Below are 23,223 nucleotides of genomic sequence, written 5' to 3' on the forward strand. Positions count from 1 at the left end.
GAGTGATCTTCCTCTCCTGTATTCGCCGAAGACCGCATTCGTCTTCCCAGTCGCACATTTGGCGGTGTCTGAGCATGAACGCGCGCAAGTACGAACAGCGACTGCGCGCCGAGGAGCCTTGCTAGCGTCGGACCATGCCGTGCTGGTCGGCGCGGTGTGCCGCTCAACAGAAAGAGACCTGATGCGCCCGACGATCCGCAGGGCAGTGATCCCCGCCGCCGGACTCGGCTCCCGCCTCCTGCCGCTGACCAAGGCCATCCCCAAGGAGATGCTGCCGGTCGGCGACAAGCCGGTGATCGAGCACACCGTCCGCGAACTGGTCGCATCTGGCATCACGGACATCACCATCGTCGTGTCCGGCGGGAAGTCCCTGATCCAGGACCACTTCCGGCCCAACCCCGCGCTGGTGCAGCAGCTGCGCGCCGACGGCAAGACCGCCTACGCCGACGCGGTGGAGGAGGTCGCCGAGCTTTCCCGGCAAGGCCACATCACCTACCTCGACCAGCACGGCCCGTACGGCAACGGCACCCCGGTCTTGAACGCCGCGCACGGCATCGGCGATGAGCCGATGCTCGTCCTGTGGCCCGACGATGTGTTCGTGGCCGAGGTGCCCCGCGCCCAGCAGCTGATCCGCGCCTACGAGGCGACCGGCTGCCCGGTGCTGGCCCTGATGCCCATCGACAGGAAGGACTCCGCGCGCTACGGCGTGCCCGTGGTCAAAGAGAACCTCGAGGACGGCCTGCTGCGGATCACCGGTTTGGTCGAGAAGCCCAAACCCGCCGACGCGCCCTCCGCGTACGCCGCCATCGGCGGCTACGTCGTCACCCCCGCCATCATCGACGAGCTGCGCGAGCAGACCAACCGCTGGTATGAGCACCGTACCGGCGAGGTGTACCTGACCGATGCCATCAACGCCTACGCCGCCGGCCACGTCGTATACGGGCAGGTCATCTCCGGCCGCTGGTACGACACCGGCAACCCAGCGGACTACCTCACCGCCCAGTTCGCCTCCGCCCTGGCCCACCCCGAGTACGGGCCGCTCCTGCGCCGGCTCGCCCACGAGCTCGGCGACAACAACCGCCCCGGCACCGGCACCTGATACGCCACTCCTGTCCTGTCCTGTCGAACGCTTGCACCTGGAGCCGGAAAACCCGTGGCCGCGATGATCCATCGCGAGAGCACGTCCGGCGGCGCGCAGGTCGGCCCTTGACGGCACCCAATCGTTCATCTCGACGCCTGACCACCTGGCCTGGAGAGCAAGCTCCAGGCCAGGGTGCTCAGGATGTGGTGATGTTGCCGATGGTGAGGGTGTACGGCGCCGCCTTGGTGATCGAGTCGGCCGCCGCGGTGATCAGGATGCGGAATTGGCCGCGCGGGGTCCTGATCGAGGTGTGCAGCGTGATGGTGACCGGGTGGTCCTCGCTCACCTTCGGGGCGGACAAGGTGGCGGTGACCCCGGGCGGCAGGTTGGTGACGCTGACCGCCGCGGTGGAGGTGAAGCCCTTCGACGGGATGAGGGAAACCACGGTGGTGGTCGAGCCGCCCGGTTGGACCGAACCGAGCTTGGGGTCGAGGGTGATGGAGAAGTCGGTGGGGATCGCCTGGATCGCCAGCGCGTGCAGGGCGGTCGCGCCCGAGCCGAGATAGGTGGCGTGGCTCACCCCGAAGACGGGGCTGGGGTTGGGGTTGTTGGGCGCGGTCGATCCGGTGCCCAAGCCGCCCAGGGTGTTGTCGCCCCAAGCCAGCACCGTGCCGTCGCCGCGGCGCGCGTAGCCGTTCACCGCGCCGACCGCGAGTTGGGTGGCGCCGCTGACGGCGGTGGCCACAGGGGGATAGACCGGGGTGGAGATGGTGCCGATGCCCAGCTCGCCGCGGCTGTTGATGCCCCAGCTCCACACCGTTCCGTCGTTGCGTAGCGCGCTGACGTTGCCTGAGCCGATGCCGATCTGGGTCAGGCCGGCGATGCCGGCGGTGAATCCCGGGGTGGGGCGGTCGCCGGGGCCGCCAGGGCCCAGTTGGCTGACGCCGTTGTCGCCCCAGCCGAACACCGTGCCATCGGCGCGCAGGGCCAGGCCGTCGAAGTCGGCGGCGGCGACGTCGATGATGGTGGTCAGGCCCGCCAGCTTGGCCGGAGTGGCGCGGAAGCCGCCGACCGTTCCGTTGCCCAGTTGGCCGTCACTGTTGCTGCCCCAGGTCCACACCTCGCCATTGACGTCACGCGCCACGACCGAGCGCTGGCTGGTCTCGACATCGGCCATGGGCGGCAGGCCGAGAACCTGCTTGGGTACGGGGTTGGTCGCGGGCACGTTGTCGCCCAGGCCCAGGTTGCCGAATCCCGAGCCGTTGAAGCCCCAGGCCCACAGTCTGCCGCTGGAGTCGATGGCGAAGCTGCTGCCCGCGCCCGCGGAGACGTCGATGATGTCCGTCAGTCCTGGCACGTGCACAGGGGTGCGGCTGGGGGTGGTGGTGCCGTCGCCCAGCCCGCCGAAACCGTTGGTGCCCCACGACCAGATGGTGCTGTCGGCGGCGATGGCCAGGGTGTGGGAGGTGCCGGCCTCGACCTTGGTGAAGGCGATCTGCCCGGCCACGGTGACCGGGGTGTTGGCTTGCTGGGTGGTGCCGTCGCCGAGCTGGCCTTGTTCGTTGTGGCCCCAGGCGACGGTGAGGATCTGGTCGGTGGGATCGGCGAGCGCCGGCGTTGCGGCCGCCACCATCGTCGTCGCCGAGGCGGCGGCCAACGCCAGAGCCACAAGGGTGGACACCGGCCGTCGGCGCTGGGAGCGGGCCGCCCCGTCCCGAACCGGCGCCTCCCCACATGATCGTGAGCTGAACATCGTGATGTTCTCTTTCGAAAGGATCGCACCGCACGAGGTGTCGACGTCCAGCCGGATTCATCCGTCTCCCGGACGGCTGGGCGCGCCGAACCGCGCTCAACGCGGCCGGAGCCGGACGGCCCCGTGCTCTAAGGGCGTGACAGCACGTTCCACCCCGTGACATCGCTGCGCATTCCGGCAATGCCTCTCGCCCGCAGCCGAGGTCGCCGGTGCTCGACCCGATCTGGAGTCGGCTCAGTGGGGCTGTTCGGGTGAGCGTGCATGGATGGCCTCGGCCCAGGTGTCGGCCCAGACGTTGAGCTCCTGGAGGGCGGGGCTGAGGGACATCCCCACGACGGTCAGCGTGTAGCCGGCCTCGCTGGGGGCGACCAGATCGGCGGTCGTCAGTTCGTCGAGGCGCTGGTACAGGACGCTGGAGGACAGGCCTTCGCAGCGTGCGAGCAGAGGGCGCGCGCCGAGCGGGCCGTCTCGCAACTCCCAGATGATCCGCAGAGCCCAGCGACGGCTCAGCAGGTCCATGGCGGCCATCAACGGCCGACCGGTCGTGGAGCCGCGGACAGGCCGGCCAGGAAGTGGAGTCCGATTCGTGGACATGCCCCTCCTTGTGTTTCGTTTTTCGAAACATTAGCATCGAGGCGACCGTTTCGATTTCCGAAACACCTCAGGAGGGTGGATGTCGCGCATAGCGCTTGTGGAACCGCCGTACGAGCCCGAGGTCGGGGCGCAGCTGGAGAGCATGATGCCGACGGGTGTTCCGCCGATCGGGCTGTTCAGGATGTTCGTGCGTAATCTTCCGATGACCGGTGCGATGCAGGGATGGGGCCGTTACGAGCTGGGACGTCAGCTGACACTGACCATGCGGGAGCGGGAGATCACGATCGCCCGTACGTGTGCGCGGTGCCGCTGCGAGTACGAATGGGGCGTCCATGTGGCGATGTTCGCCGAGCGGGTCGGGCTGACCACCGCGCAGATCGTCTCGGTGACGCACGGGACGCCCGACGATCCGTGCTGGGAGTCCCCGCGGGAACGCCTGCTGATCGAGGCCGTCGACGCCCTGCACGCCACCTGCGACATCGACGACGCGCTGTGGGCCCGGCTCGCGGAGGTCATGGACGACGGCCAGCTCCTCGATCTCCTCCTGCTCTGCGGCTGGTATCACGCGATCAGCTTCGCCGCCACCGCGGCACGCGTGCCCCACGAGCCGAACACCCCAAGGTTCGCCGACTTCGCTCCCGCGAGCTGAGAGGTGCATCGCGGGACTATGTGTCGCGGGAGGGGACGGCTTGCTGAACGATGAGGGCGGCGGTGAGGCACACGGCTCCAGCGACTGCCATCCCGGAGGAAGGGCCGAGAGCCGCCATCACCCCGGTGGCAGCGGCCAGGGTGAGTGTTTCCAGGCTCATCCGCGTCGTACTGAACAGTGCGGCGCCCGCCCCTCCGCGCTGGGAGGGCACATAGGTGAGCGCCTGCCCGTCCGGGACGCCTTCGGTCAGCCCAAGACACAGCCCGATGACCCCGGCCGCGACGAGAAGGGCGGCAGGATGGTCGGTCACCTGGAGGGCGACGGCGATGACGGCGCAGGAGAACAGGCCGGTTGCCACCAGTTGCCGTGCCAGCCGACGCGCGAGCCGAGCGGCGAGAAGCGGAAGAACCGTCGATGGCACGGTCAGCAGACTGAGCATGATCGCCGCCTCGCCCGGACCCATGTTCTGGACGGCGCCGAGCTGCGGGAGCACGGTCAATCCCACCACGAGCATCCCCATGAAGGCACCCGTCGCCACGGCGTACGCGCGATAGGCGGGGATCCGCAACAAGTCCACGGGGATCGCGGGATCAGCCGCGCGCCGCTCCACGCGGATAAGCCCGGTGGCGCTGATGGCCGCGACCAGGACGAGTCCACCCGGCGCCCACCACGGGACGCCGGGCCCGAGGCCAAGCCCGAGTGCGGTCACCACGGCGGCGATGGTCACCCCGAACAGGACGGCGCCGGCAAGATCGAAGTCATCGGACACCTCGGGGCTGCGAAGATCCGGAAGCCCGAGCGTGACCAAGGCCGCGATGGCGGCCACAACCCCTGGCACGACGAAGACGAGGGGCCAGCCTCCGACGGCCATGAGGGCCTGGGCGACGATCGGTCCCAGCGCCAGGCTGCTGCCCAGCACGGCGCCCGCGTAGCCGTACACCCGGCGCCGCTCCGAAGGCGGGTACACGGCCAAGACCATCGACGACCCACCGGCGGCGCACATGGCCGCCCCGACACCGCCGACCGCGCGCAGGGCCACCAGAGACGACAGGTCCGTGGCGAAGGCGGACAAGACCCCGGTGGCCGCGACGACGATGTTGCCGACGGCGAAGAACCGGGTGCGGGCGCTACGATCCGCCATCGCCCCCGCCAGCAGCAGAGCCGCGGCGAAGAGCCCGTTGTAGGCCAGGACGATCCACGGACCCAGGGCATCCGCACCGGGCAACTGCGCGGCCGCAGCGGGGACAGCCGCTGTCGCGCCGGTGATGGCGAGGGGGAACACCGCGGTGGAGATGAGGTCGGCGACAAGGACCCGCCGACGTTGACGAGAAGACAAGGCGAACATGGGTGCGCTCCGGAACAAGGGACATCCGAGCGCCACGAAGGCGCTCCTGGCCAAGGGTCAGGAGCGACGGCGAGAACGGGGGTTTTGCGCCGTCGCTCTCAGCGACGGCGCACCTTGTCTGTCTTCGGCACGAGCACACGCTAGCAGCAGCCTCGGGTGCGGGTTAACGCGCCGAGATCATCAACTGCTGCGCTGGTCCGACGAGGTGGCGGCCCGATATTGGCTTGGGGTGGTACCAAGCCGGCGTCTGAACGCGACGCTGAGCGCGAACTGATCTCGGAGGCCACCGGCCGGCCGAAGATCGATGCCATTGCAGCGAAACGCTCGGCGAGGTCTCCCCGCCGAGCGTCTTTCTGGGTTGAGCCTTGAATCAGTGGCGGTGACGGCGACGACGGCGCGCAAGTTCCGCACCAGAGCTGCCGCCTGAGAAGATATCCGGAGGCATAGGCACCGGCGGGCGGGTCATGCCGAGATAGCGCAGAATAGACACAATGGTCTCCGTGGAATTTCTGGTGTCAGCGGGGATGGTTACTGACCCCGCTCTCCACGGCTACAACCCATCGGATGCCCCCATCCTGCCCCCCAAGAGGGCTTCTGACCTGGATTTTTACCACCTGGGCCCATGCCGAGACCCAGGCCGGGTATCCCCCAGCCGGGCTTTACGCCGTGAATACAGGCACGTGAAGGAGGGGTCGGTCAGGTCGCGGTGCTCTCCCGGACGATGAGGCGGTGCGGGACGACGGTCTCCGACGGGGTGGTGGCCGTGCCGTTGATCGACTGGAGGAGGATGTCCACCGCTCTGCGGGCGATCTCCGCCTTGTCCGGGGCGATCGTGGTGAGGCTGGGCGTGCTGTACTGGCCCTCCTCGATGTCGTCGATGCCGATCACCGCGACGTCGTCAGGGATCCGGCGGCCGGCCCTGGTCAGTGCCCGCATCGCGCCCAGAGCGAGCAGGTCGTTGTAGCAGAACACGGCGTCGGGCGGGTCGGGCAGCGCGAGCAGGTGCTCCATCGCCTCCAGGCCCAGGCGCCGGTGGAAGCGGGGGGTCGGGACGATGAGCCGCTCGTCCACGTCCAGTCCCAGGCGGGCGTGGGCCTGGCGGTAGCCCGACGTGCGGAGCTGGGCGGTCTCGCCGGTGGCGTACGGCTGGTCGCCGATCGCGGCGACGCGGCGGCGGCCCTGCTCCAGCAGGTGCGCGGTGGCCTCGCGGGCGGCGGCGACGTTGTCGATGGCGACGTGGTGGAAGCTGCCGTTGAAGATGTGCTCGCCGAGGAGCACGATCGGGACCCGGTTGCCCCGCCCGCGCAGGTCCTCGGCGGAGATGGCCAGCGGGCTCAGCAGGAGGCCGTCGAACATCGTCGCCCGCGAGTCGCGGGCCAGCAGCTCCCGCTCCCGCTCGGCGTCGCCGTCGGTCTGGTCGACCATCACCACGTAGCCGTGCGCGCGGGCCGCGGTGATCACCTCGCGCACCAGCTCGGCGAAGTAGGGGACGTCCAGCTCGGGGACGACCAGGGCGATCATCCCGGTACGCCCCTGCTTGAGGTTGCGGGCGATGAGGTTGGGGCGGTAGCCCAGCTCGTCCAGCACGACCTGCACCCGGGCCCGCAACTCATCAGAGACCGGCGCGTAGCCGTTGACCACGTTGGACACCGTGCGGATCGAGACATTCGCCCGTTTGGCGACGTCGCGCAGCGTTGGGCCGGCCATGTTCCTCCTCGGTTGGCGTTATCGATCATAACTCACACTTGCATCGTTGCAGAGGAGTATGCATGATGTCTGCATCGTTGCAGAGCATTTACCCGATGCTGTGCCGTACCCCCGCCGGAGGAGTTAGAGATGTCCACACCCGCCATGGCCCGCCGCGGCTTCCTCAAGGGAGCGCTCGGGATTGGCGCGCTGGCCGCGGCCGGCGCCTGCGCTCCCGGCGGCGGCACCAGCGCGGCGCCGAGCAAGCTGGCCAAGCCGACCACGACCGCGTCCACGTCCGCCAAGGGCGAGATCACCATCTGGAACCGGTCCGGAGACCTGTACAAGGTGTTCGACGCGGCGATCGGGAAGTTCCGCGAGGCCTATCCCGGGGTCAAGGTGAACCACCAGGCCGTCGACATCGACGCCAAGCTGGCCAACACCCTGATCAGCGGCACCGACGTGCCGGACGGCAGCTTCTGGGACGACGCCAAGATCGGCGGCCAGTCCGAGCACCTGTACGACCTGACCGACCTGATCTCCCCGCACCGCGACAAGATCGCGCCGTACAAGCTGTCCGTCAACACCGTCGGCGGCAAGATCTACGGCGTGCCGTGGGATCTGGACCCCGGGTTGCTCTGGTACCGCGAGGACATCCTCCAGGACGCCGGGGTCGACCCGGCCGGGATCGGCACCTACGACGACCTGCTGACCGCCGCCCGGACGATCAAGGAGAAGGACCCGAAGACCAGGCCCATCCACCTGGACAAGAACCCGTTCCTCAGCCAGCTCTGGCTGGAGATGCTGGCCAACCAGCAGGGCACGAGCCTCACCGACGCGCAGGGCAAGCTGCGGCTGGAGTCGGCCGAGTACCGGCGCACTCTGGGCTGGATCCAGGACGCGGTCAAGGGCGGGCTGGTCACCCACGCGCCCTACCTGGAAGCGGCCGACATCAACACCCTCGACAGCGGGCAGCAGGTGTTCGTCCCGTGGGCGATCTGGTGGTCATTCGCGCCGCAGCAACTCCTCAAGGCCACCAAGGGCAAGTGGCGGGCCGCGCCGCTGCCCGCGTGGACGCCCGGCGGCGCCCGCAGCGGCGCCATGGGCGGCAGCAGCTTCGTCATCCCCGCCAAGGCGAAGAACCCGGAGCTGGCCTGGCTGCTGTACGAGTTCCTGTGCTTCACCGAGCCCGGCTGCACGGCCGTGTACGGCCCCAACAGCATCTACCCCGGCGGCCTGTCCACCTCCGTGCCCTCCTTCACCCCGGCGCTGAAGCCGGACAAGCCGCTGTTCAAGCCGATCGACGCGCTCGGCGGCCAGGACCTGTGGAAGGTCGCCGTCGAGGCCGCCGCCACCATCCCGGCCGCCGCGCCGATCCCCGTGTGGTGGGCCCAGTCCGTCGACTACCTCGGCGACAACACCCAGCGCCTGATCGAGGGGAAGATGTCCCCCGACGACGTGATCGCCGAGTCGGCCAAGAAGATCCAGCGCAACCTGATCGACCGCTCCTGATGGCGGAACTCACCGCCACGACGGCCAGGCGGGCCGCCATCGGCTCCCGGCGCCCGCCCCGGCTGTCGCCGTACCTGTTCATCGCCCCGTTCTTCGCGGTCTTCGCGGCCTTCGGCGTCTATCCGCTGGTCTACGCGCTGCGGCTCAGCTTCACCCGCTGGCGCGGCGCCGGCGAGGCCACCTGGGTCGGCGTGGGCAACTACGTCTACCTGCTGACCAACCCCGACTTCTGGGCCTCGCTCGGCAACAGCGCGGTGATGTGGCTGCTGATCGTGCCGATCCAGGTGGTCGCCGGGCTGGGCGCGGCGGTGCTGCTGGCCAACGCGCGGCTGCGGCTGCGCGGGTTGTTCCGGGTGGCGTTCATCGCGCCGTTCGTGACCCCGCTGGTGGCCATGGCGCAGGTGTGGATCGTGGTGTTCGACGAGGACTACGGGCTGGTCAACCACGTGCTCGGCCTGGTGGGTCTGCCCGCCGTCGGCTGGCTGACCGCCACCGCGTGGGCCAAGCCGACGCTCGCGCTGCTGTTCCTGTGGAAGACCACCGGATTCGCGATCATCATCCTGCTCGCCGGGCTGCAGGCCGTGCCAGGCGCCGTGTACGAGGCCGCCTCGATCGACGGCGCCTCGCGGTGGCGGCAGTTCTGGTCGCTGACCGTCCCGCTGGTCCGGCGGAGCATCGCCTTCCTGGTGGTCGTGCAGACGCTGGCGGTGTTCCAGATGTTCGCCGAGCCGTACGTGGTCACCGAAGGCGGCCCGTACGGCTCCACTACCACGGCCGGCCTCTACCTGTATGACCACATCTCGGCATCCGACCTGGGCACCGGTGCCGCCAACTCCTTCCTGCTGGTGCTGCTCGTGTTCGGCCTGTCGCTGGGCGCGGTCCGGCTGCTGCGCCCGAAAGACGAGGTTTCATGAAGCAGGCCAGGCCCGGCCCGGTGCAGTACGCGGTGCTCGTGCTGCTCGCCATCGCGTTCCTGTACCCGATCTGGTGGGCGCTCAGCTCCTCGCTCAAGCCGGCCGCCGAGATCATCACCAGCCCGCTGTCGGTGGGCGCCGTGACGCTGGACAACTACCGGGCGATGTTCGCCGACGTGCCGATCGGCACCGGCTTCGTGAACACCACGCTGGTGCTGGCGGTCAAGGGCGCGATGACGATGGTGTTCTGCCCGCTGGCCGGGTACGCCTTCGCCAAGTACACCTTCCCCGGCAAGAACGCGCTGTTCGGGGTGGTGCTGCTCACGCTGATGCTGCCCACCCTGGTGCTGATCATCCCGCTGCTGCTGGAGATGAGCGCGCTTGGCTGGGTCAACACCTACCAGGCGCTGATCCTGCCGGGCAGCGTCGACGCGTTCAGCATCTTCTGGATGCGCCAGGTCATCGCCGCCATCCCGGACGAACTGCTGGATGCCGGCCGGGTGGACGGCGCGAGCGAGTTCGGGGTCTTCTATCGGGTCGTCATCCCGGTGATCCGGCCCGGCCTGGCCGCGCTGGCCGTGCTGACCACCATGAACATCTACAACGACTTCGTCTGGCCGGTCGTCGCCGTCAACGACACCGAGCACCAGACCCTTCAGGTGGTGCTGTCGACCCTGGCGCAGAACGTCACCGGCAATCGCGTCGGCGCTGACTTCGCCACCGTCTGGGGTGAGCTGCTCGCCGCCGGCAGCATCGCCATGCTGCCGCTCCTGGTGATCTTCATCCTGCTGCAGCGCCACTTCATCAGCGGAATCCTCGCCGGCAGCGTCAAGGGCTGACCGGACACCTCTCACTCATGATCGGAGCACCATGACGCCGCGTGCGGAATACCCCCGGCCCCACTTCGACCGGTCGCACACCTGGTCGAGCCTGAACGGCGACTGGGACTTCCGGGCCGACGCCGACGAGGACTGGGACCGGAGCATCACCGTGCCGTTCGCCTGGGAGACCCCGGCGTCCGGCATCGAGGCCCACTGGCTGCCGGTGGCCTGGTACCGCCGCCGGGTCGCCGTACCCGCCGGATGGTCGGGGCAGCGGATCGTCCTCCACTTCGGGGCCGTGCACCACGAGGCCACCGTCTGGGTCAACGGCACCGAGGTGGCCCGGCACGTGGGCGGCTACACGCCGTTCGAGGCGGACATCACCGACGCGCTGCGCGACGGCGAGCAGGAGATCGTGGTCCGGGTCTCCTCCCCCGCTGACAAGCGGGAGATCGCGCACGGCAAGCAGCGCAGCGTGCCGCGCGACGACTTCGACGGCGTGTGCTTCACCCCGTCGTCAGGCATCTGGCAGAGCGTCTGGCTGGAGGCCCGGCCCGCGACCTACCTGGCCGCGCTGAAGCTGCGCCCGGCCGAGGGGCTGGACGGCATCGCCGTCGAGGCCCGCGTCGAGGGACCGGCTCCGGCCACGCTCCGGCTGACCCTGCGCGGCACCGGAACGACGGTGGACACGACGGTCTCCACCGCCGCCGGGCCGCAGGCCGACGGGGGCGTCGCGAGGGCCGTAGTGCCGGTCGCCGAGCCCCGGCTGTGGTCGCCGGACGACCCGCACCTCTACTACGTGGACGCCGAGCTGGTATCGGCCGACGGCATCGACCGTGTCACCGGCTACACCGGGCTGCGCCGGATCGAGGTGTCCGGCGAGGACCTGTATCTCAACGGCCGCCGCCTGTTCGTACGCGGCGTGCTCGACCAGGGCTACTGGCCGCGTACCGGCATCACCGCGCCCGACGACGCCGCGTTGCGCCACGACATCGAGCTGGCCGCCGCGGCCGGCTACAACCTGGTGCGCAAGCATCTCAAGCTGGAGGACCCGCGCTTCGTCCACCACGCCGACACGCTCGGCATGCTGGTCTGGGCCGAGCCCGCCGCCACGGGCCGGTTCTCGGCGGAGTCGGTCGCCGCCTTCGAGGCGCAGATCGCCCCGATGGCCGAGCGCGACGGCAACTCCCCCGCGATCGTCATCTGGGGCCTGTACAACGAGGAGTGGGGCCTGGACTGGGACATCCCCGGCGACCCGGCCAAGCAGGAAGCCGTCGCCCGCGCGTACGACCTGCTCAAGGCCCTCGACCCGTCGCGGCCCGCGGTCGACAACTCCGGCTGGGCGCACGTGAAGACGGACCTGCTCGACTGGCACTACTACGACGAGTCCGCCGCCTCCTGGGGCAGGACGATCGCCGCGCTGCTCGACGGCGGGCAGGACGACTTCCCCGTGCCGCTCGGCCCCGACTTCGTGGTCCGTAAGAAGCTGGCGGGGACGCCGGCGCAGCCGCTGCGCGGCCTGCCCAACCTCAACAGCGAGTACGGGACCGGCTTCACCTCCGTGGAGCGGGGCTGGCAACTGCGCTGGCAGACCCAGGAGATGCGCCGCCACGACCGGCTGGCCGGGTACGTCTACACCGAGCTGTACGACATCGAGCACGAGTCGGCCGGGCTGCTGGACTTCGAGCGCCGGGCCAAGGACCTGGCCGGGGTGGATCCGGCGCACGTCAACGCGACGACGACGCTCGTCCTGGACGTGGTGCCCGTCGCCCCCGGCCGCGACCTGCTCAGCGACACCGGGCGGGTCACGGTCCCGGTCCGGATCTCCCACCACGGCACGGAGCCCGTCAGCGGTCACCTGCACACCGCCTGGTCCCCCGTCTTCGGGCCCGCTCCCGTGGGGCCGGGGACGGCCGGGGCGCCGGCCGAGGCCAAGCCGTTCCTGCTCGGCGAGCCCGCCGAGGTCCACGCCGAACTGCCCGACGGGTGGACCAGCGGCCGCCTGCACCTCGCCCTGGTGTCCGGCGGCGCCGTCCTGGCCCGCTCGGCCGTGGACGTGGACACCCACACCGCCCCGGTCATCGGCGACGACCCGCGCGCCCGCCCCTGAAACGTCCCGGTGAGATTCGCTCGCCGGGCCCGCACCCCAGGAGACACCGTGCAGTTCGCACCACCCCTCAGGCGTCCGTTACCGCTGGTGATGGCGCTCGCCCTGATCGCCGGGCTGCTCGCGGCCCTGACCGGTCCCGCCTCGGCCGCCCCGGCCGGACAGGTTCTCTACTCCCCCAATCTGACCACCTATCCGCAGGGTGACGCCAGCTACCCGAGGGCCGTCCGGCTCGACTACGACGGCTCGCCGAACGAGACCATGCTGGCCACATTCGCCCGCAACAACCACAACGCGCCCAACGCGTTCCCGGTCTACCGCAGCACCGACGGCGGTCGCACCTGGACCGCCAACCCCATCTCCACGATCACCTCGCACACCGCCGGCTGGGACCTGGGCGCACCGGTCCTCTACGAGGTGCCGCGCACCGCGAACGGGCTGAACCAGGGCGACCTGCTGGCGGCGGGCACGGCCTGGCACGTCGGCGACTTCACCGCGCAGAAGGTCGAGGTGTTCAAGAGCACCAATCACGGCGTGACCTGGACGTACCTGTCCAACTGCACGCAGAGTAGCGGCCAGCCCAACACGGTCGGGCACGGCATCTGGGAGCCGTGGTTCCTGCTCGCCCCGAACAACACGCTGGCCTGCTTCATCTCCGACGAGCGGCCCGCCGGCACCCCGACCAACAACCAGGTCATCGGCCACTACACCTCCACCAACGGCGGCCAGACCTGGAGCCCCACTCTCACCCAGGACGTGGCCTTCCCCGCCGACAATCTGGCCCGGCCCGGCATGTCCATCCTCACGGCGCTGCCGAACGGCACGTTCCTGATGGCGTACGAGCTGTGCCGCGACGCCACCGACCCCGACCACGCCTGCGAGGTGTACACCAAGACCAGCCCGGACGGCCTCAACTGGAGCGCGGCCGGGACCATCGTCCGCACCTCCGACAGCCGGGAGCTGTTGCACACCCCCTACGTCGCCTGGCTGCCCGGCGGCGGCCCCAACGGCACGCTGCTGATGTCCGGCCAGCGCGTGGTCGCCGGCCCCACCGGGAACAAGACCGTGAACGGAGAGTCGGGCCAGGTCGTGTTCGCCAACACCAACCTGGGCACCGGGGCGTGGACCGAGATCGAGGCCCCGGTCAACATCAATCCCACCGGCGGTTACGCCGCCGGGGCGCCGGCCTGCCCCGGCTACAGCTCCCCGATCGTGCCCTCCGCCGACGGCACGAGCTTCCTCTACCTGGCCGGAACCCTGCTCACCGGCGACCAGTGCCAGGTCCGCTACGGCATCGGCACGCTGGGCGGCCCGGTCGGCCAGATCACCGGCCCGGCCACGGCCGGCAAGTGCCTGGACGTCAACACCAACACCAACACCAACCGCAACGCCGTCCAGCTCTGGGACTGCGGCACCGCCACCGGCCAGCGCTGGTCCATGCACCCGAACGGCACGATCCGGGCGTTCGGCAAGTGCCTCGACATCGACGCCAACGCCACCGCGAACTTCAGCAAGGTCCAACTCTGGGAGTGCAACACCGCGGGCGGCCAGCAGTGGCGCCGGCAGGCCAACGGCTCGCTGCTGAACCCGCAGTCGGGCCGCTGCCTCGACAGCCCGGGCGGCGCCACGACCAACGGCACCCGCCTGCAGATCTATGACTGCAACGGCCTCGACCCGCAGAAGTGGAACGTCCCCCAATGATCACTTCACCGCGCCCCCGGTGATCCCGGAGATGATCTTGCGCTGCGCCACGGCGAAGACGACCAGCAGCGGCAGGCTCATCAGGATGATGTAAGCGAAGATCAAGTGCCAGTTGTTGAGGTAGAGCCCGGCGTTGGCCACCTGGAAGAGGTTCAGGGGCAATGTGTCCATCCGTCCGCCGATGACGAAGAACGCGTAGAAGACGTCGTTCCACACGTACAGGCAGATGAGGATCGTGGCGGTGGCCAGCACCGGGCGCAACATCGGCAGGATGACCGAGACGAACACCCGCACCGGGCCCGCGCCGTCCATGCGCGCGGCCTCCTCGATCGACAGCGGCACCGTACGGACGAAGCCGGTGACGAAGAAGACGACGGTCGACAGGTAGATGCCGACGTACACGCCGATCATGCCGGTGAGGGTCCCGGCCAGGCCGAGCTGGCGCAGCAGCAGCACGATCGTCACCACGGCGGGTGGCAGCACGATGCCGCTGATGGCCAGCGCGTACAGGACGGCGGTGAGCCGGCTCGCCCGGCGGGCCAGGATCCACGCCGCCATGGAGCCGAACGTCAGCACCAGGGCGACGGCCGGGACCACGATCAGCACGCTGCCGAGGAACGCGGCCGGGATGTCGCCCTGGGTCCACACCTGGGCGAGGTTCTCCCAGAGCCGCCAGCGCGACGGGAGCGACAGATTCGGCGACAGCGCCTCGGCCTGCGACTTGGCCGCCGTCGAGACGATCAGCCACAGCGGCACGCCCATGACGGTGACGACGAGCGCGACGACGGCGAAGGGCCGCAGCCGCGCCGCCAGGCCGGTCGCCCGGGGCGGCCGGACCCGGCGGCCCCGGACGCCGTACGCGGGGATGGTCACAGGATCTCCTCTCGCTTGCGCAGGGTCCGGATGACGGGGAAGGCCAGCAGCCCGACCAGCAGGAACAGCACCAGGCTCATGGTCGTGGCCTGCGCGAACAGGCCCTGGCCGAAGGTGCGGTAGATGAAGATGTTGAGGATCTCGGTGCTGCGCGCCGGCCCGCCCCCGGTGGTGGCCTGGACGATGTCGAAGCCGTTCATCGAGCCGAGCAGCGCGGTGGCGACGTTGAAGGTCACCGCGGGCGCGAGCAGCGGGAAGCGGATCGACCAGAACGCCTGCCAGGGCGAGGCGCCGTCCATCCTGGCCGCCTCGGTGATGTCCTCCGGCACGGTCTTCAGCCCCGCCAGGTAGATGAGCATGGACAGCCCCATCCATTTCCAGGCGTGGATGACCGAGGCCACGACCAGCGTCCAGGTGGTGTCGCCGAGCCAGGCGATGCTGACCGGATGGCCGAGCAGGCCGCCGAGCAGGCCGTTCAGGCTGCCGTTGGGTTTCAGCAGCGCCTGGAAGACGTAGCCGACCGCCAGGGCGGACATCAGCACCGGGATCAGGAAGAACAGCCGCGCGACCCGGTTCAGCCAGGTGTCGCGCTCCAGCAGCACGGCCAGGCCGAACCCGAAGAGGTTCTGGAACAGCGCCACCAGGACGGCGTAGACGACCGTGATGCGCAGCGCGGCGAACAGCGTGCCGTCCGACAACAGGTCGGTGAAGTTGTCCAGTCCCACCGGGCGGATCTCGCTCTTGAAGCTGGACCAGTCGGTGAAGGCGTAGATGAAGTTGAACAGGGTCGGCAGGAAGAAGAAGACGAACAGGATCGCGAAGGCCGGGCCGAGGAACCACATCGGATGCGTACGGCGCGCGCTGGTGTCGGTCATGTGGTCAGAACCCGGAGGCGCCGGCAGCCTTCGCGAGCTGGGCGAACTGCTTCTGGGTCGCGGCCGCCACCTGCTCGGGCGTCAGGCTGCCGGTGATCATGTCGGCCAGGTTGAGGTACAGGTCGGGGTTGGCCACGGCGAGCGCCTGCATCGACCCGACCGCGTCACCGAGCGACTTGTGCACGTCGAGCAGCGCCTGCGGCACCCCGGCCGGGCTGGGCACGTCGGCGCGCAGCGAGACGGTCTTCCGGTCGGCGATGAAGCTCTGGTAGCCGGGGCCCATCCAGTACGACAGCAGCTGGCGGGCCGCCGCCTCGCGCTTGGCGTCGCCGGTCCTGAAGGCCACCAGCGCGTTGCTCTGGTCGGGGATGAACGTGCCGACGTTGCCGGACGGCGAGATGGGGAAGAAGCCGATCTTCTTGTCCAGCGTCGCGGTGTCGGCCTTGGCCTGGAGCTGGCCGAAGAACGAGTTCACCTGGACGGCCATCGCCGCCTTCCCGGACAGCAGCGCCGCGCCCTGGTCCTCGAACGTCGCCGTCTTGATGTCGGAGTTGAACAGGCCCTCGCCGATCAGCGCCTTGTACTTCTTGATCGCGTCCAGGATGGTCTTGTCGGCGAAGGTCTCCTTGCCGGTGTTGACCCGGTCCCACAGGCCGTCGCGGGCGGCGTCGGCGAGCTGCACCTGCACCCACCACTGGGTGGCCCACTTGTCGCCGGCCATCTCGAAGAACGGGGTGACGCCCTTGCCCTTGAGCTTGCGGGCGATCTCCACCATCTCGTCGAAGTTCTTGGGCGGCGCGGTGACGCCGTTGGCGGCGAAGACCTCCTTGTTGTAGTAGACGCCTTCGACGGCCGGGCTGGTGATGAGGGCGGCGTAGCGGGTCTTGTCCAGCAGGCCGGTGATGTCGCGCAGCTCGGGCGTCATCGAGGCGAGCCAGGGGGCGCCGTCCAGCGGCTGCAGGTTGGTCCTGGCGTTCAGCGCGGTGAGCATGGACGCGGTCGGCTGCCAGAAGGCCAGGTCGGGCTTGTCGCCGGTGGCCACCTTGGTCTGCACGCCCTGCTCGTACGGGTCGGGGATGGTGACGACGTCGACCTTGGCGCCGGTGGCCTTCGTGAACCCGTCGATGACCTGCTTGGGCACGGTGTTACTGTTCTGCGCGGCCCAGATGGTGAGCGTGGTGCCGTCGAGCTTGCCGGTGGGCGCGGCCCAGGCGGCGGGCTGCCCGCTCCCGGCCGGGGTGGCGGCGGGTCCGGAGGCCGGGTCGCTGCACGCGGTGAGGGCCAGGAACGCGGTGGCGGCCGCGGCCGTGATCGCGGTGAGTTTCACGGTGTGCTTCCTTTGGTTCATTGGGGGGTGACTTTCAGGATTCGGGCGGTCGGGCCGGTGATGGCGCTGGTCACGGACAGCTCGGCGGTAGACGGATCCCAGGAGTGCCCCCAGCCTTCCGCGTACCCCGGGTAGCCGGTCTCGATCCGCAGGCGGCGCCCGGCCAGGTGCGGCAGGGACAGGATCGCGGTCTCGGCGGCGCCGGGGCGGCGCCACAGCCCGAGATGGGTGGTGTCCCCGGCGCGCAGGCCGAGGGCGAGCCAGGGGTCGTCCCAGCCGGGCAGGCCGAGCGGCCAGCACGGGACCGCGCGTACCAGGTCGGCGCGCAGGTCGCGGTGCGCGCGCACGCCTGCCCGCACCAGGTCGAGCTGGGCGGCGCTCATGGCGTGCAGGTTGCCGGACAGGTAGAGCCGCCCCAGCACGCCGGTGCACATGGTGAAGACGAGCTCCTCGTCCGTCATCTCCGGCTGCGGGTACGCCCAGCTCGCGGCCTGTTCCGGCAGCATGGACAGCGGTGCGGACACGGCGATCGGCGGGTAGCGGAGGAAGTCCTGCTGGTCGCTGGTCGACTGCAGGTTCAGCCGCGACAGCAACGCGTAGTCCATGCGCATCGCGCCCGAGGCGCAGTTCTCCAGGACGAGCTCGGGGTGCCGGTCCAGGACGCCGTCCAGCCAGGCGAGGTGGGCCCGGTTGCAGGCCAGCAGCCCGGCGCCCGCGCTGTCGGCGTCCAGGTCGGTGCCGGTGCCCGGGTTGATGTTGTAGTCGAGCTTGAAGTAGCCGACGCCGAGCTCCTCCACCAGCCGGTCCACCACCTGGTCCAGGTGCGCGACGGCCGCGGGGTGGCGCAGGTCCAGGTGATGGCGGCCGTGCTCGGTCAGGCGGTGGCCGCCGCGCTGGAGGAACGCCTCCGGGGGTAGTTTGTCCGCCATCGGGCTGCGTACGCCGATCACCTCGGGCTCCAGCCACAGCCCCGGTGTCATGCCGCGCTCCCTGATGTGGCCGAGCACCTCCTGGATGCCGCCGGGGAAGCGGGTCCGGGACGGCTCCCACTCACCGACGCTGTCCCACCAGGCGCCGTCGTCGTCGTACCAGCCGGCGTCGATGCAGAAGATCTCGGCCCCGGCCGCGGCGGCGGCGTCCACCAGCGGCAGCAGTTTGGCCGTCGTCGGGTCGCCCATCAAGGTGTTCATGTAGTCGTTGAAGACGACCGGCAGCGCCGACCTGTCGGGGTGCGGGCGCAGCAGCGCGCGGCGGTGCGCGGTGAGCGCGGCGACGGCGCCCTCCAGGCCGTCGGCTTCGGCTCCGGCTTCGGCTTCGGCTCCGGCTCCGGCGGAGACCGCGACCGAGACCGGGACGGTGGTGAAGGACTCCCCCGCCGCCAGGGTCTGGCTCCACTGGTGGTCGACGTCGGTGGGGCCGGTGGCCACGACGTACACGCCGTCCAGCCGCTCGCCGGTCTCCCACCCCCAGGCGCCGTTGTGCTCGATCTGCCACAGCCAGGTCTGGCCGGTACGCCGGTCGGCCAGGCCGCCCATCGGCACATGCCGCCCGCTGGACCAGGTGCCGGTGCTGCTCAGCGCGAACCGGCCGCGCCCGTGCTGGCCGTGCGCGGCCAGGTTGAGGTCGGCGATGTGGTCGCCGAGCGGCCGCCTGCTCCACCTGCTCTCACCCAGCCACTCGCTGTCGGCGGACAGGACGTCCAGCTCGCTCACGGAACGGCCGAGGAACCCGGCGGCGAAGGACGACACGGCGAGCAGCAGCACCGGGCCGGTGCCCTGGTTGGTCACCTTGACCTGGATCTGACAGGCGGCGACCCCTTCGTACGAGCGCAACGTCACCTCGGCCGCCAACCCGGACACCTCGTCTTTGAGCGCGATCCGCAGCGTGTGCCAGTCGCCGTCGCGGCCCTGCTCGGCACCCGCGTACCGCAACCGGCAGCCGACGGCCGTCTCCGACAGGCGCTGCGACGCCTTGGCCCGGCCTTCGCCGGGGATCAGCACCTCGACCAGCGGCTGTGACAACCGGCGCGGCTGCTCGCCGGGCGGGCCCAGCCGTTGCAGCGCCACCGGCCGATCCGGGTGGATCTCCACCACCGCCGCCAGGGCGTCATGTCCCCAGCGCAGGGTCTTGACCACGTCGACAGGCATCAAGAAATCTCCTTCGGTTGTGCGGGTGTCCGCAGGGCGCGCAGCCAGGTCGGCCGCGATCTACGGGGATCTTCGGGGGGCCGGGAGATCCGGTCCCGTGGGTCGGGCGGGGGTCGGTCAGGAGGTCGGGCCCTGGGACCGGTCCCGAAAGGCGGTCCAGGGCCGGTCCCGAGATCCGGTCCGGAGCCGGTCCCAAGGGCCCGGTCCGGGGCGTCGGTCCCAAGGGGCCGGTCCGGGAGATCCAGGTCCCGGGGGTCCGGAGGTCCAGGGGTCAGAGGTCAGGGGGCGGGGGCGGGGATCGGCGGACCTGGCGAGTCCGGCGGGTCCGCCAGGTCGGGCAGGTCCGCCGGGTCGGGCGGGTCGGGGTTAGGGGTTGGGGGTTCGGGCGGTGATCGCCCGCGTCGCTGTGGGCGCGGGCGGGGGTGTCAGCCGAGTGCCGCGGCGATCTGGATTCGGTCGATGTCGGGGCCGTACGCGGTGGTGTTGCCGAATTCGATCGTGTTGGCGCCGGCCCTGAGGTCGGCGGTCATCACGGTGGTGCGGAAGTTCGACCAGCCCAGCGTGTTGCGGAAGTAGACCCGGGTGGCCGCGCCGCCGTTGACGCTGACGTCGGCGTAGCGGTCCACGATGTTGGAGTTGTAGTTGGTCGCGCCCTCCCCTAGCTCCCCGTTGGCGTACGTGATCACCACGCGGTAGCGCCCGGCGGCCGGGGCGTTGACGCCGGTGAAACGTAAGATGTTGGCGGCGCCCCTGCCGATGTAGCCGACGTACGAGCCGCCGGACGCGGCGCTGTTGGCGCCGATCACGGCCGTGCCGCCGCGGACGTTGGCGCCGCTCTCGGCCTCGTAGGCGGTGATGGTGCCGGTGGTGGCCGTCACGTCCAGGTAGTCGAGATTGACGGCGTCGCGGTCGTCGGTGGTGAAGGCGTGCACGCCGATCCGGTTGACCCCGGCCTGCAGGAAGACCTTGGTCGTCACCGTGTTCCAGGTGTTCCAGTCGGCGGTTCCCGGCAGGGTGAGGTCGGTCAACGCGGTGCCGTTGAGCACCAGGCGGGCGGCCCGGCTCTGCGGCGCGCCGGTGTACGGGCCCGCCGAGTAACGCAGGCCCAGGTTGTAGTAGCCGTCACCGGGCGCGGTCACCACGAACGTGGTCGCGGCGGTGTTGCTGCCGCCGTAGCCCTCGGAGAAGGAGGTGCCGGAGTAGCCGGTGTTGGGACCGTAGGTGACGCGGGCGGTCCCGCCGAGCGCCGCGTACTCGGCCTGGTAGCGGGTGGCCGGGCCGGCGGGCGTCAGGTCGGTGTTCGGGGTGACGATGAGCTGGTACGCGGCGGCGCCGTTCAGGCCGGTGAGCGGGACGGTGATCTGGCCGCCCGAGACGGTGTAGTCGCCCTCGTGGATCAGGGCCGGGCCCGGGGAGGCGTTGAGGCCGGTGCTGTTCACCCCCCACACGGTCACGTGGACCGAACTGCCGAGGTAGGAGGCCGCGCTCATGCCCTTGACCACGACGTCGGCGGAGTAGGTGTCGGTCACGTTGAGCGAGCCGCCGAAGATCACCCGGGCCTGCTTCCTGGCCGGGTCCAGGGCGGCCAGTCCTTGGAGGGAGCCGTTCTTGGTGGGCGGGGTGACGGTGACCGTGTGGCCGGTCAGCTCGCCGTACCACTTGTAGAGCCACCAGCCGCCGGTCGCCTGGCTGTTCCTGGTCACCAGGTCGTTGAGCGCTCCGGCCGTGGTCCAGTAGGCCAGGCAGGCGTCCACCTTGCTGTTCTCGAACCGGGTCACGTACTGGACCAGGTTGCCGGGCACGCCGAGGTCGCCGGAGAAGCGGGCGTACTCGTTGATCGCGATGGGCCGGGGGCTGATGCCGAGGCTCGTCTCGATGGCCCGGTAGTCGGCGTGGTGGTCGTACCAGCCGGTAAAGAAGTCGTTGCCGAGCTCGTGCCAGGTGGTGACGTCGGGCAGCACGTTGTTGGCCTTGGCGTAGGTGAAGAACGTGCGGTAGTCGGCCGCGCGGTAGGAGGCGAAGTTCGGGCCCGCGATGCGCGCGGCGGGGTCGATCGAGCGGATCTTCTGGTAGACGCGCTTCCAGGCGTCGAGCAGGCCGTTGAGATTGCCCTGGTACCAGATCTGGTCGGGCTCGTTGAAGGGGACGTACACGTACGACGTCCGGTACGGATCCGCGACGATCTTGCGAGTCATCGTGTCGACCTTGGCCAGGTAGTCGTCGATGCCGAGGTTCTCGTACGGCCACTCGCGGTAGATGTCCTGCATGTAGACCTGGATGTCACGGCCGCCGGCGCGCTTGAACATGGACGCGACCTGGAGCGCGTCGCCGTTGGGGTGCTGGAGGCCGTCGGGCGCCTTCTGCGCGGTGACCTGGGGCTTGAGCGCCGCCAGCATGGTTTCGGTGGGGATCCCGTCGTTTCCCAGGCCGTACAGGAAGCCGGTCGCGCCGTACTTCAGCGGGCCCGTGTCCGAGGCGAGGTCGACGACGAGGGCGGGGGACGCGGCCTGCGCGGGGGCGGCGGCGCAGAGCAGCGTGCAGACGATGGTCGTGACACCCAGGAGCCGGAGCGATGTCAACGGGAGTACCTCCTGCCGGGAGAGGGGCGGTCATGTGACCGGTCACATGGAGTGTGAGCGGTCACATGCCAGGAGCGGAAGGGCCCTTTGCCGGATTGTTACGTGCTGATTTCAGCCTCGGTCTCGGCCTGGCGCACGGAGGTGCCGTTACGGCGCGGGTTTCAGGACCGGCGGCGCGGCGGGGCGGTTGATTCGCGCACGATGAGGCGGGGCGGTGTGAGTTCGGTCTCCGGTTGCGGCTGCCCGGTCAGCTCGGCCACCGCCGCCAGGAAGCACGCCCGGCCCAGCCCGACGAAGTCCATCCGCACGGTGGTCAGCGCGGGGATCCAGAACGCCGAGCCGGGAATGTCGTCGAACCCGACGATGCTCACGTCACCGGGCACGTCCCTGCCCGCGTCGTAGAGAGCGCGGCGCACCCCCTGGGCGATGTCGTCGTTGCCGCACAGCACCGCCGTGACGTCCGGGTCGGCGGCCAGCCGCTGCCCGGCCAGGTAGGCGGCGCGGATGTCCCAGCCCGAGCCGATCACCTCGGGGATCTCGGCGCCCGCCCGCGACAGCGCGTCGCACCAGCCGGCCTGCCTGCCGCTGGAGCGCCCCTCGGACGGGATCGCCACGTGGTGCACGGTCCGGTGGCCCAGCGCCAGCAGGTGCTCGGTGGCGTCGGCGGCGGCCCCCCGCTCGTCCAGCGCGATCGCCACCCTGCCCGTGTCGGGCGCCACCGGCTCGGTCGCGGCGATCGCCGGGATGTCCGGCGGCAACGCCGCCAGCACCGCGGTGCCCGCCGGGTCGAACGCGATGATGATCAGGCCGCCCGCGCTCGGGTCGCTCACGTAGTCGACCGTCTGCTTGACCTCGGCGAGCGAGTCCGACTCCACGACCCTGACCCCCACGGCCAGGCCCTCGGTCCGCGCGGCCTCCTCGATGCCCTGCAGCGTGGACGCGTAGCCGTACAGCATGGTGTTGGCGGTCACCACGGTGATGCCGGGAGCGCGCCCGAGACCGAGCGCCCGCGCGGCCCGGTTGGGGCGGAACCCCAGCGTCTCGATGGCCGCGAGCACCGCGGCCCTGGTGTCGGGGCGCACCCGGGGCGAGTCGTTGAGCACCCGCGAAACGGTCTGATAGGAGACGCCCGCCGCGGCCGCGACGTCGCGGATGCTGGGCACGGCCCCTCTGCGGGCGCCGGAGCGCGGCTCACGCCGGGGGCTGAAACTCACGATCACATGGTATGCCGCCCCGAACCACGACTCCGCCGGACTCGG

General features: G+C 70.2%; 17 protein-coding genes. 7 read left to right on the top strand and 10 right to left on the bottom strand.

Annotated features, from left to right (window positions below; all coding sequences use genetic code 11):
* Window positions 1-181: 181 nt before the first annotated feature.
* Window positions 182-1,099 (top strand): UTP--glucose-1-phosphate uridylyltransferase, encoded by a 918-nt coding sequence (locus ACGFNP_RS05650; protein ID WP_393315182.1) that lies wholly within the window; start codon window positions 182-184, stop codon window positions 1,097-1,099.
* A 178-nt stretch (window positions 1,100-1,277) separates the two neighbouring features.
* Here ACGFNP_RS05650 and ACGFNP_RS05655 read toward each other — a convergent pair whose 3' ends face one another.
* On the bottom strand, window positions 1,278-2,762 hold the full coding sequence (locus ACGFNP_RS05655; protein WP_393315185.1) for an RCC1 domain-containing protein: 1,485 nt from the start codon (window positions 2,760-2,762) through the stop codon (window positions 1,278-1,280).
* A 306-nt stretch (window positions 2,763-3,068) separates the two neighbouring features.
* Window positions 3,069-3,428, bottom strand: coding sequence for a winged helix-turn-helix transcriptional regulator (locus ACGFNP_RS05660; protein WP_393315188.1), 360 nt, complete (start codon window positions 3,426-3,428; stop codon window positions 3,069-3,071).
* Between the two features lie 79 nt (window positions 3,429-3,507).
* On the opposite strand from ACGFNP_RS05660, the gene ACGFNP_RS05665 reads away from it, so the two are divergent.
* Complete coding sequence (locus tag ACGFNP_RS05665; RefSeq protein ID WP_393315191.1) at window positions 3,508-4,077, top strand: carboxymuconolactone decarboxylase family protein; 570 nt, start codon at window positions 3,508-3,510, stop codon at window positions 4,075-4,077.
* Between the two features lie 16 nt (window positions 4,078-4,093).
* On the opposite strand, the gene ACGFNP_RS05670 is transcribed toward ACGFNP_RS05665, so the two are convergent.
* Both ACGFNP_RS05670 and ACGFNP_RS05675 read right to left on the bottom strand, forming a co-directional pair.
* Window positions 4,094-5,422, bottom strand: a complete 1,329-nt coding sequence (locus tag ACGFNP_RS05670) for an MFS transporter (protein WP_393315194.1) — start codon at window positions 5,420-5,422, stop codon at window positions 4,094-4,096.
* Window positions 5,423-6,118: 696 nt separating this feature from the next.
* Entirely contained in the window at window positions 6,119-7,129 is a 1,011-nt protein-coding gene (locus ACGFNP_RS05675) for a LacI family DNA-binding transcriptional regulator (protein ID WP_358326980.1), read from the bottom strand.
* 129 nt (window positions 7,130-7,258) lie between these two features.
* Here ACGFNP_RS05675 and ACGFNP_RS05680 point away from each other — a divergent pair, with 129 nt between their 5' ends.
* The 5 genes from ACGFNP_RS05680 to ACGFNP_RS05700 are packed head-to-tail and all read left to right on the top strand — an operon-like array spanning window position 7,259 to window position 14,163.
* Window positions 7,259-8,620 (top strand): ABC transporter substrate-binding protein, encoded by a 1,362-nt coding sequence (locus ACGFNP_RS05680; protein WP_393315197.1) that lies wholly within the window; start codon window positions 7,259-7,261, stop codon window positions 8,618-8,620.
* Window positions 8,620-9,534 carry a carbohydrate ABC transporter permease gene (locus tag ACGFNP_RS05685; RefSeq protein ID WP_393315200.1) on the top strand — a complete coding sequence of 305 codons (915 nt, stop codon included), beginning with the start codon at window positions 8,620-8,622 and terminating at the stop codon, window positions 9,532-9,534. Before ACGFNP_RS05680 ends, ACGFNP_RS05685 begins: the two co-directional genes overlap by 1 nt.
* Window positions 9,531-10,373, top strand: coding sequence for a carbohydrate ABC transporter permease (locus ACGFNP_RS05690; RefSeq protein WP_393315203.1), 843 nt, complete (start codon window positions 9,531-9,533; stop codon window positions 10,371-10,373). Before ACGFNP_RS05685 ends, ACGFNP_RS05690 begins: the two co-directional genes overlap by 4 nt.
* Before the next feature lie 31 nt (window positions 10,374-10,404).
* A complete protein-coding gene (locus tag ACGFNP_RS05695) occupies window positions 10,405-12,465 on the top strand; it encodes a glycoside hydrolase family 2 protein (protein ID WP_393315206.1) in 2,061 nt (686 codons plus the stop codon).
* Between the two features lie 48 nt (window positions 12,466-12,513).
* Complete coding sequence (locus ACGFNP_RS05700) at window positions 12,514-14,163, top strand: ricin-type beta-trefoil lectin domain protein (RefSeq protein ID WP_393315209.1); 1,650 nt, start codon at window positions 12,514-12,516, stop codon at window positions 14,161-14,163.
* Here the strand turns inward: ACGFNP_RS05700 and ACGFNP_RS05705 are convergent, their stop codons facing one another.
* From ACGFNP_RS05705 to ACGFNP_RS05730, 6 genes are all read right to left on the bottom strand, one after another.
* Window positions 14,164-15,036, bottom strand: a complete 873-nt coding sequence (locus ACGFNP_RS05705) for a carbohydrate ABC transporter permease (RefSeq protein ID WP_393315212.1) — start codon at window positions 15,034-15,036, stop codon at window positions 14,164-14,166. It abuts the gene before it with no gap.
* Window positions 15,033-15,911, bottom strand: coding sequence for a sugar ABC transporter permease (locus tag ACGFNP_RS05710; protein WP_358044062.1), 879 nt, complete (start codon window positions 15,909-15,911; stop codon window positions 15,033-15,035). Before ACGFNP_RS05710 ends, ACGFNP_RS05705 begins: the two co-directional genes overlap by 4 nt.
* 4 nt (window positions 15,912-15,915) lie before the next feature.
* Window positions 15,916-17,238, bottom strand: a complete 1,323-nt coding sequence (locus tag ACGFNP_RS05715) for an ABC transporter substrate-binding protein (RefSeq protein WP_393315215.1) — start codon at window positions 17,236-17,238, stop codon at window positions 15,916-15,918.
* A gap of 17 nt (window positions 17,239-17,255) precedes the next feature.
* Entirely contained in the window at window positions 17,256-19,385 is a 2,130-nt protein-coding gene (locus tag ACGFNP_RS05720) for a glycoside hydrolase family 36 protein (RefSeq protein WP_393315217.1), read from the bottom strand.
* A 425-nt stretch (window positions 19,386-19,810) separates the two neighbouring features.
* Complete coding sequence (locus tag ACGFNP_RS05725; protein ID WP_393315220.1) at window positions 19,811-21,964, bottom strand: CBM35 domain-containing protein; 2,154 nt, start codon at window positions 21,962-21,964, stop codon at window positions 19,811-19,813.
* A gap of 161 nt (window positions 21,965-22,125) precedes the next feature.
* The gene (locus ACGFNP_RS05730) at window positions 22,126-23,178 is read right to left on the bottom strand and encodes a LacI family DNA-binding transcriptional regulator (RefSeq protein ID WP_393315223.1); all 1,053 of its coding nucleotides are present in this window, start codon (window positions 23,176-23,178) and stop codon (window positions 22,126-22,128) included.
* Window positions 23,179-23,223: the final 45 nt, after the last annotated feature.

Origin of the sequence: Nonomuraea sp. NPDC049269 (assembly GCF_043197155.1) — a bacterium.
Taxonomy (GTDB): Bacteria; Actinomycetota; Actinomycetes; order Streptosporangiales; family Streptosporangiaceae; genus Nonomuraea.

Coding starts and splice junctions, on each gene's coding strand:
- ACGFNP_RS05650 (WP_393315182.1), top strand. CDS start 182: ATGCGCCCGACGATCCGCAGGGCAGTGATCCCCGCCGCCGGACTCGGC.
- ACGFNP_RS05660 (WP_393315188.1), bottom strand. CDS start 3,428: ATGTCCACGAATCGGACTCCACTTCCTGGCCGGCCTGTCCGCGGCTCC.
- ACGFNP_RS05665 (WP_393315191.1), top strand. CDS start 3,508: ATGTCGCGCATAGCGCTTGTGGAACCGCCGTACGAGCCCGAGGTCGGG.
- ACGFNP_RS05670 (WP_393315194.1), bottom strand. CDS start 5,422: ATGTTCGCCTTGTCTTCTCGTCAACGTCGGCGGGTCCTTGTCGCCGAC.
- ACGFNP_RS05675 (WP_358326980.1), bottom strand. CDS start 7,129: ATGGCCGGCCCAACGCTGCGCGACGTCGCCAAACGGGCGAATGTCTCG.
- ACGFNP_RS05680 (WP_393315197.1), top strand. CDS start 7,259: ATGTCCACACCCGCCATGGCCCGCCGCGGCTTCCTCAAGGGAGCGCTC.
- ACGFNP_RS05685 (WP_393315200.1), top strand. CDS start 8,620: ATGGCGGAACTCACCGCCACGACGGCCAGGCGGGCCGCCATCGGCTCC.
- ACGFNP_RS05690 (WP_393315203.1), top strand. CDS start 9,531: ATGAAGCAGGCCAGGCCCGGCCCGGTGCAGTACGCGGTGCTCGTGCTG.
- ACGFNP_RS05695 (WP_393315206.1), top strand. CDS start 10,405: ATGACGCCGCGTGCGGAATACCCCCGGCCCCACTTCGACCGGTCGCAC.
- ACGFNP_RS05710 (WP_358044062.1), bottom strand. CDS start 15,911: ATGACCGACACCAGCGCGCGCCGTACGCATCCGATGTGGTTCCTCGGC.
- ACGFNP_RS05720 (WP_393315217.1), bottom strand. CDS start 19,385: ATGCCTGTCGACGTGGTCAAGACCCTGCGCTGGGGACATGACGCCCTG.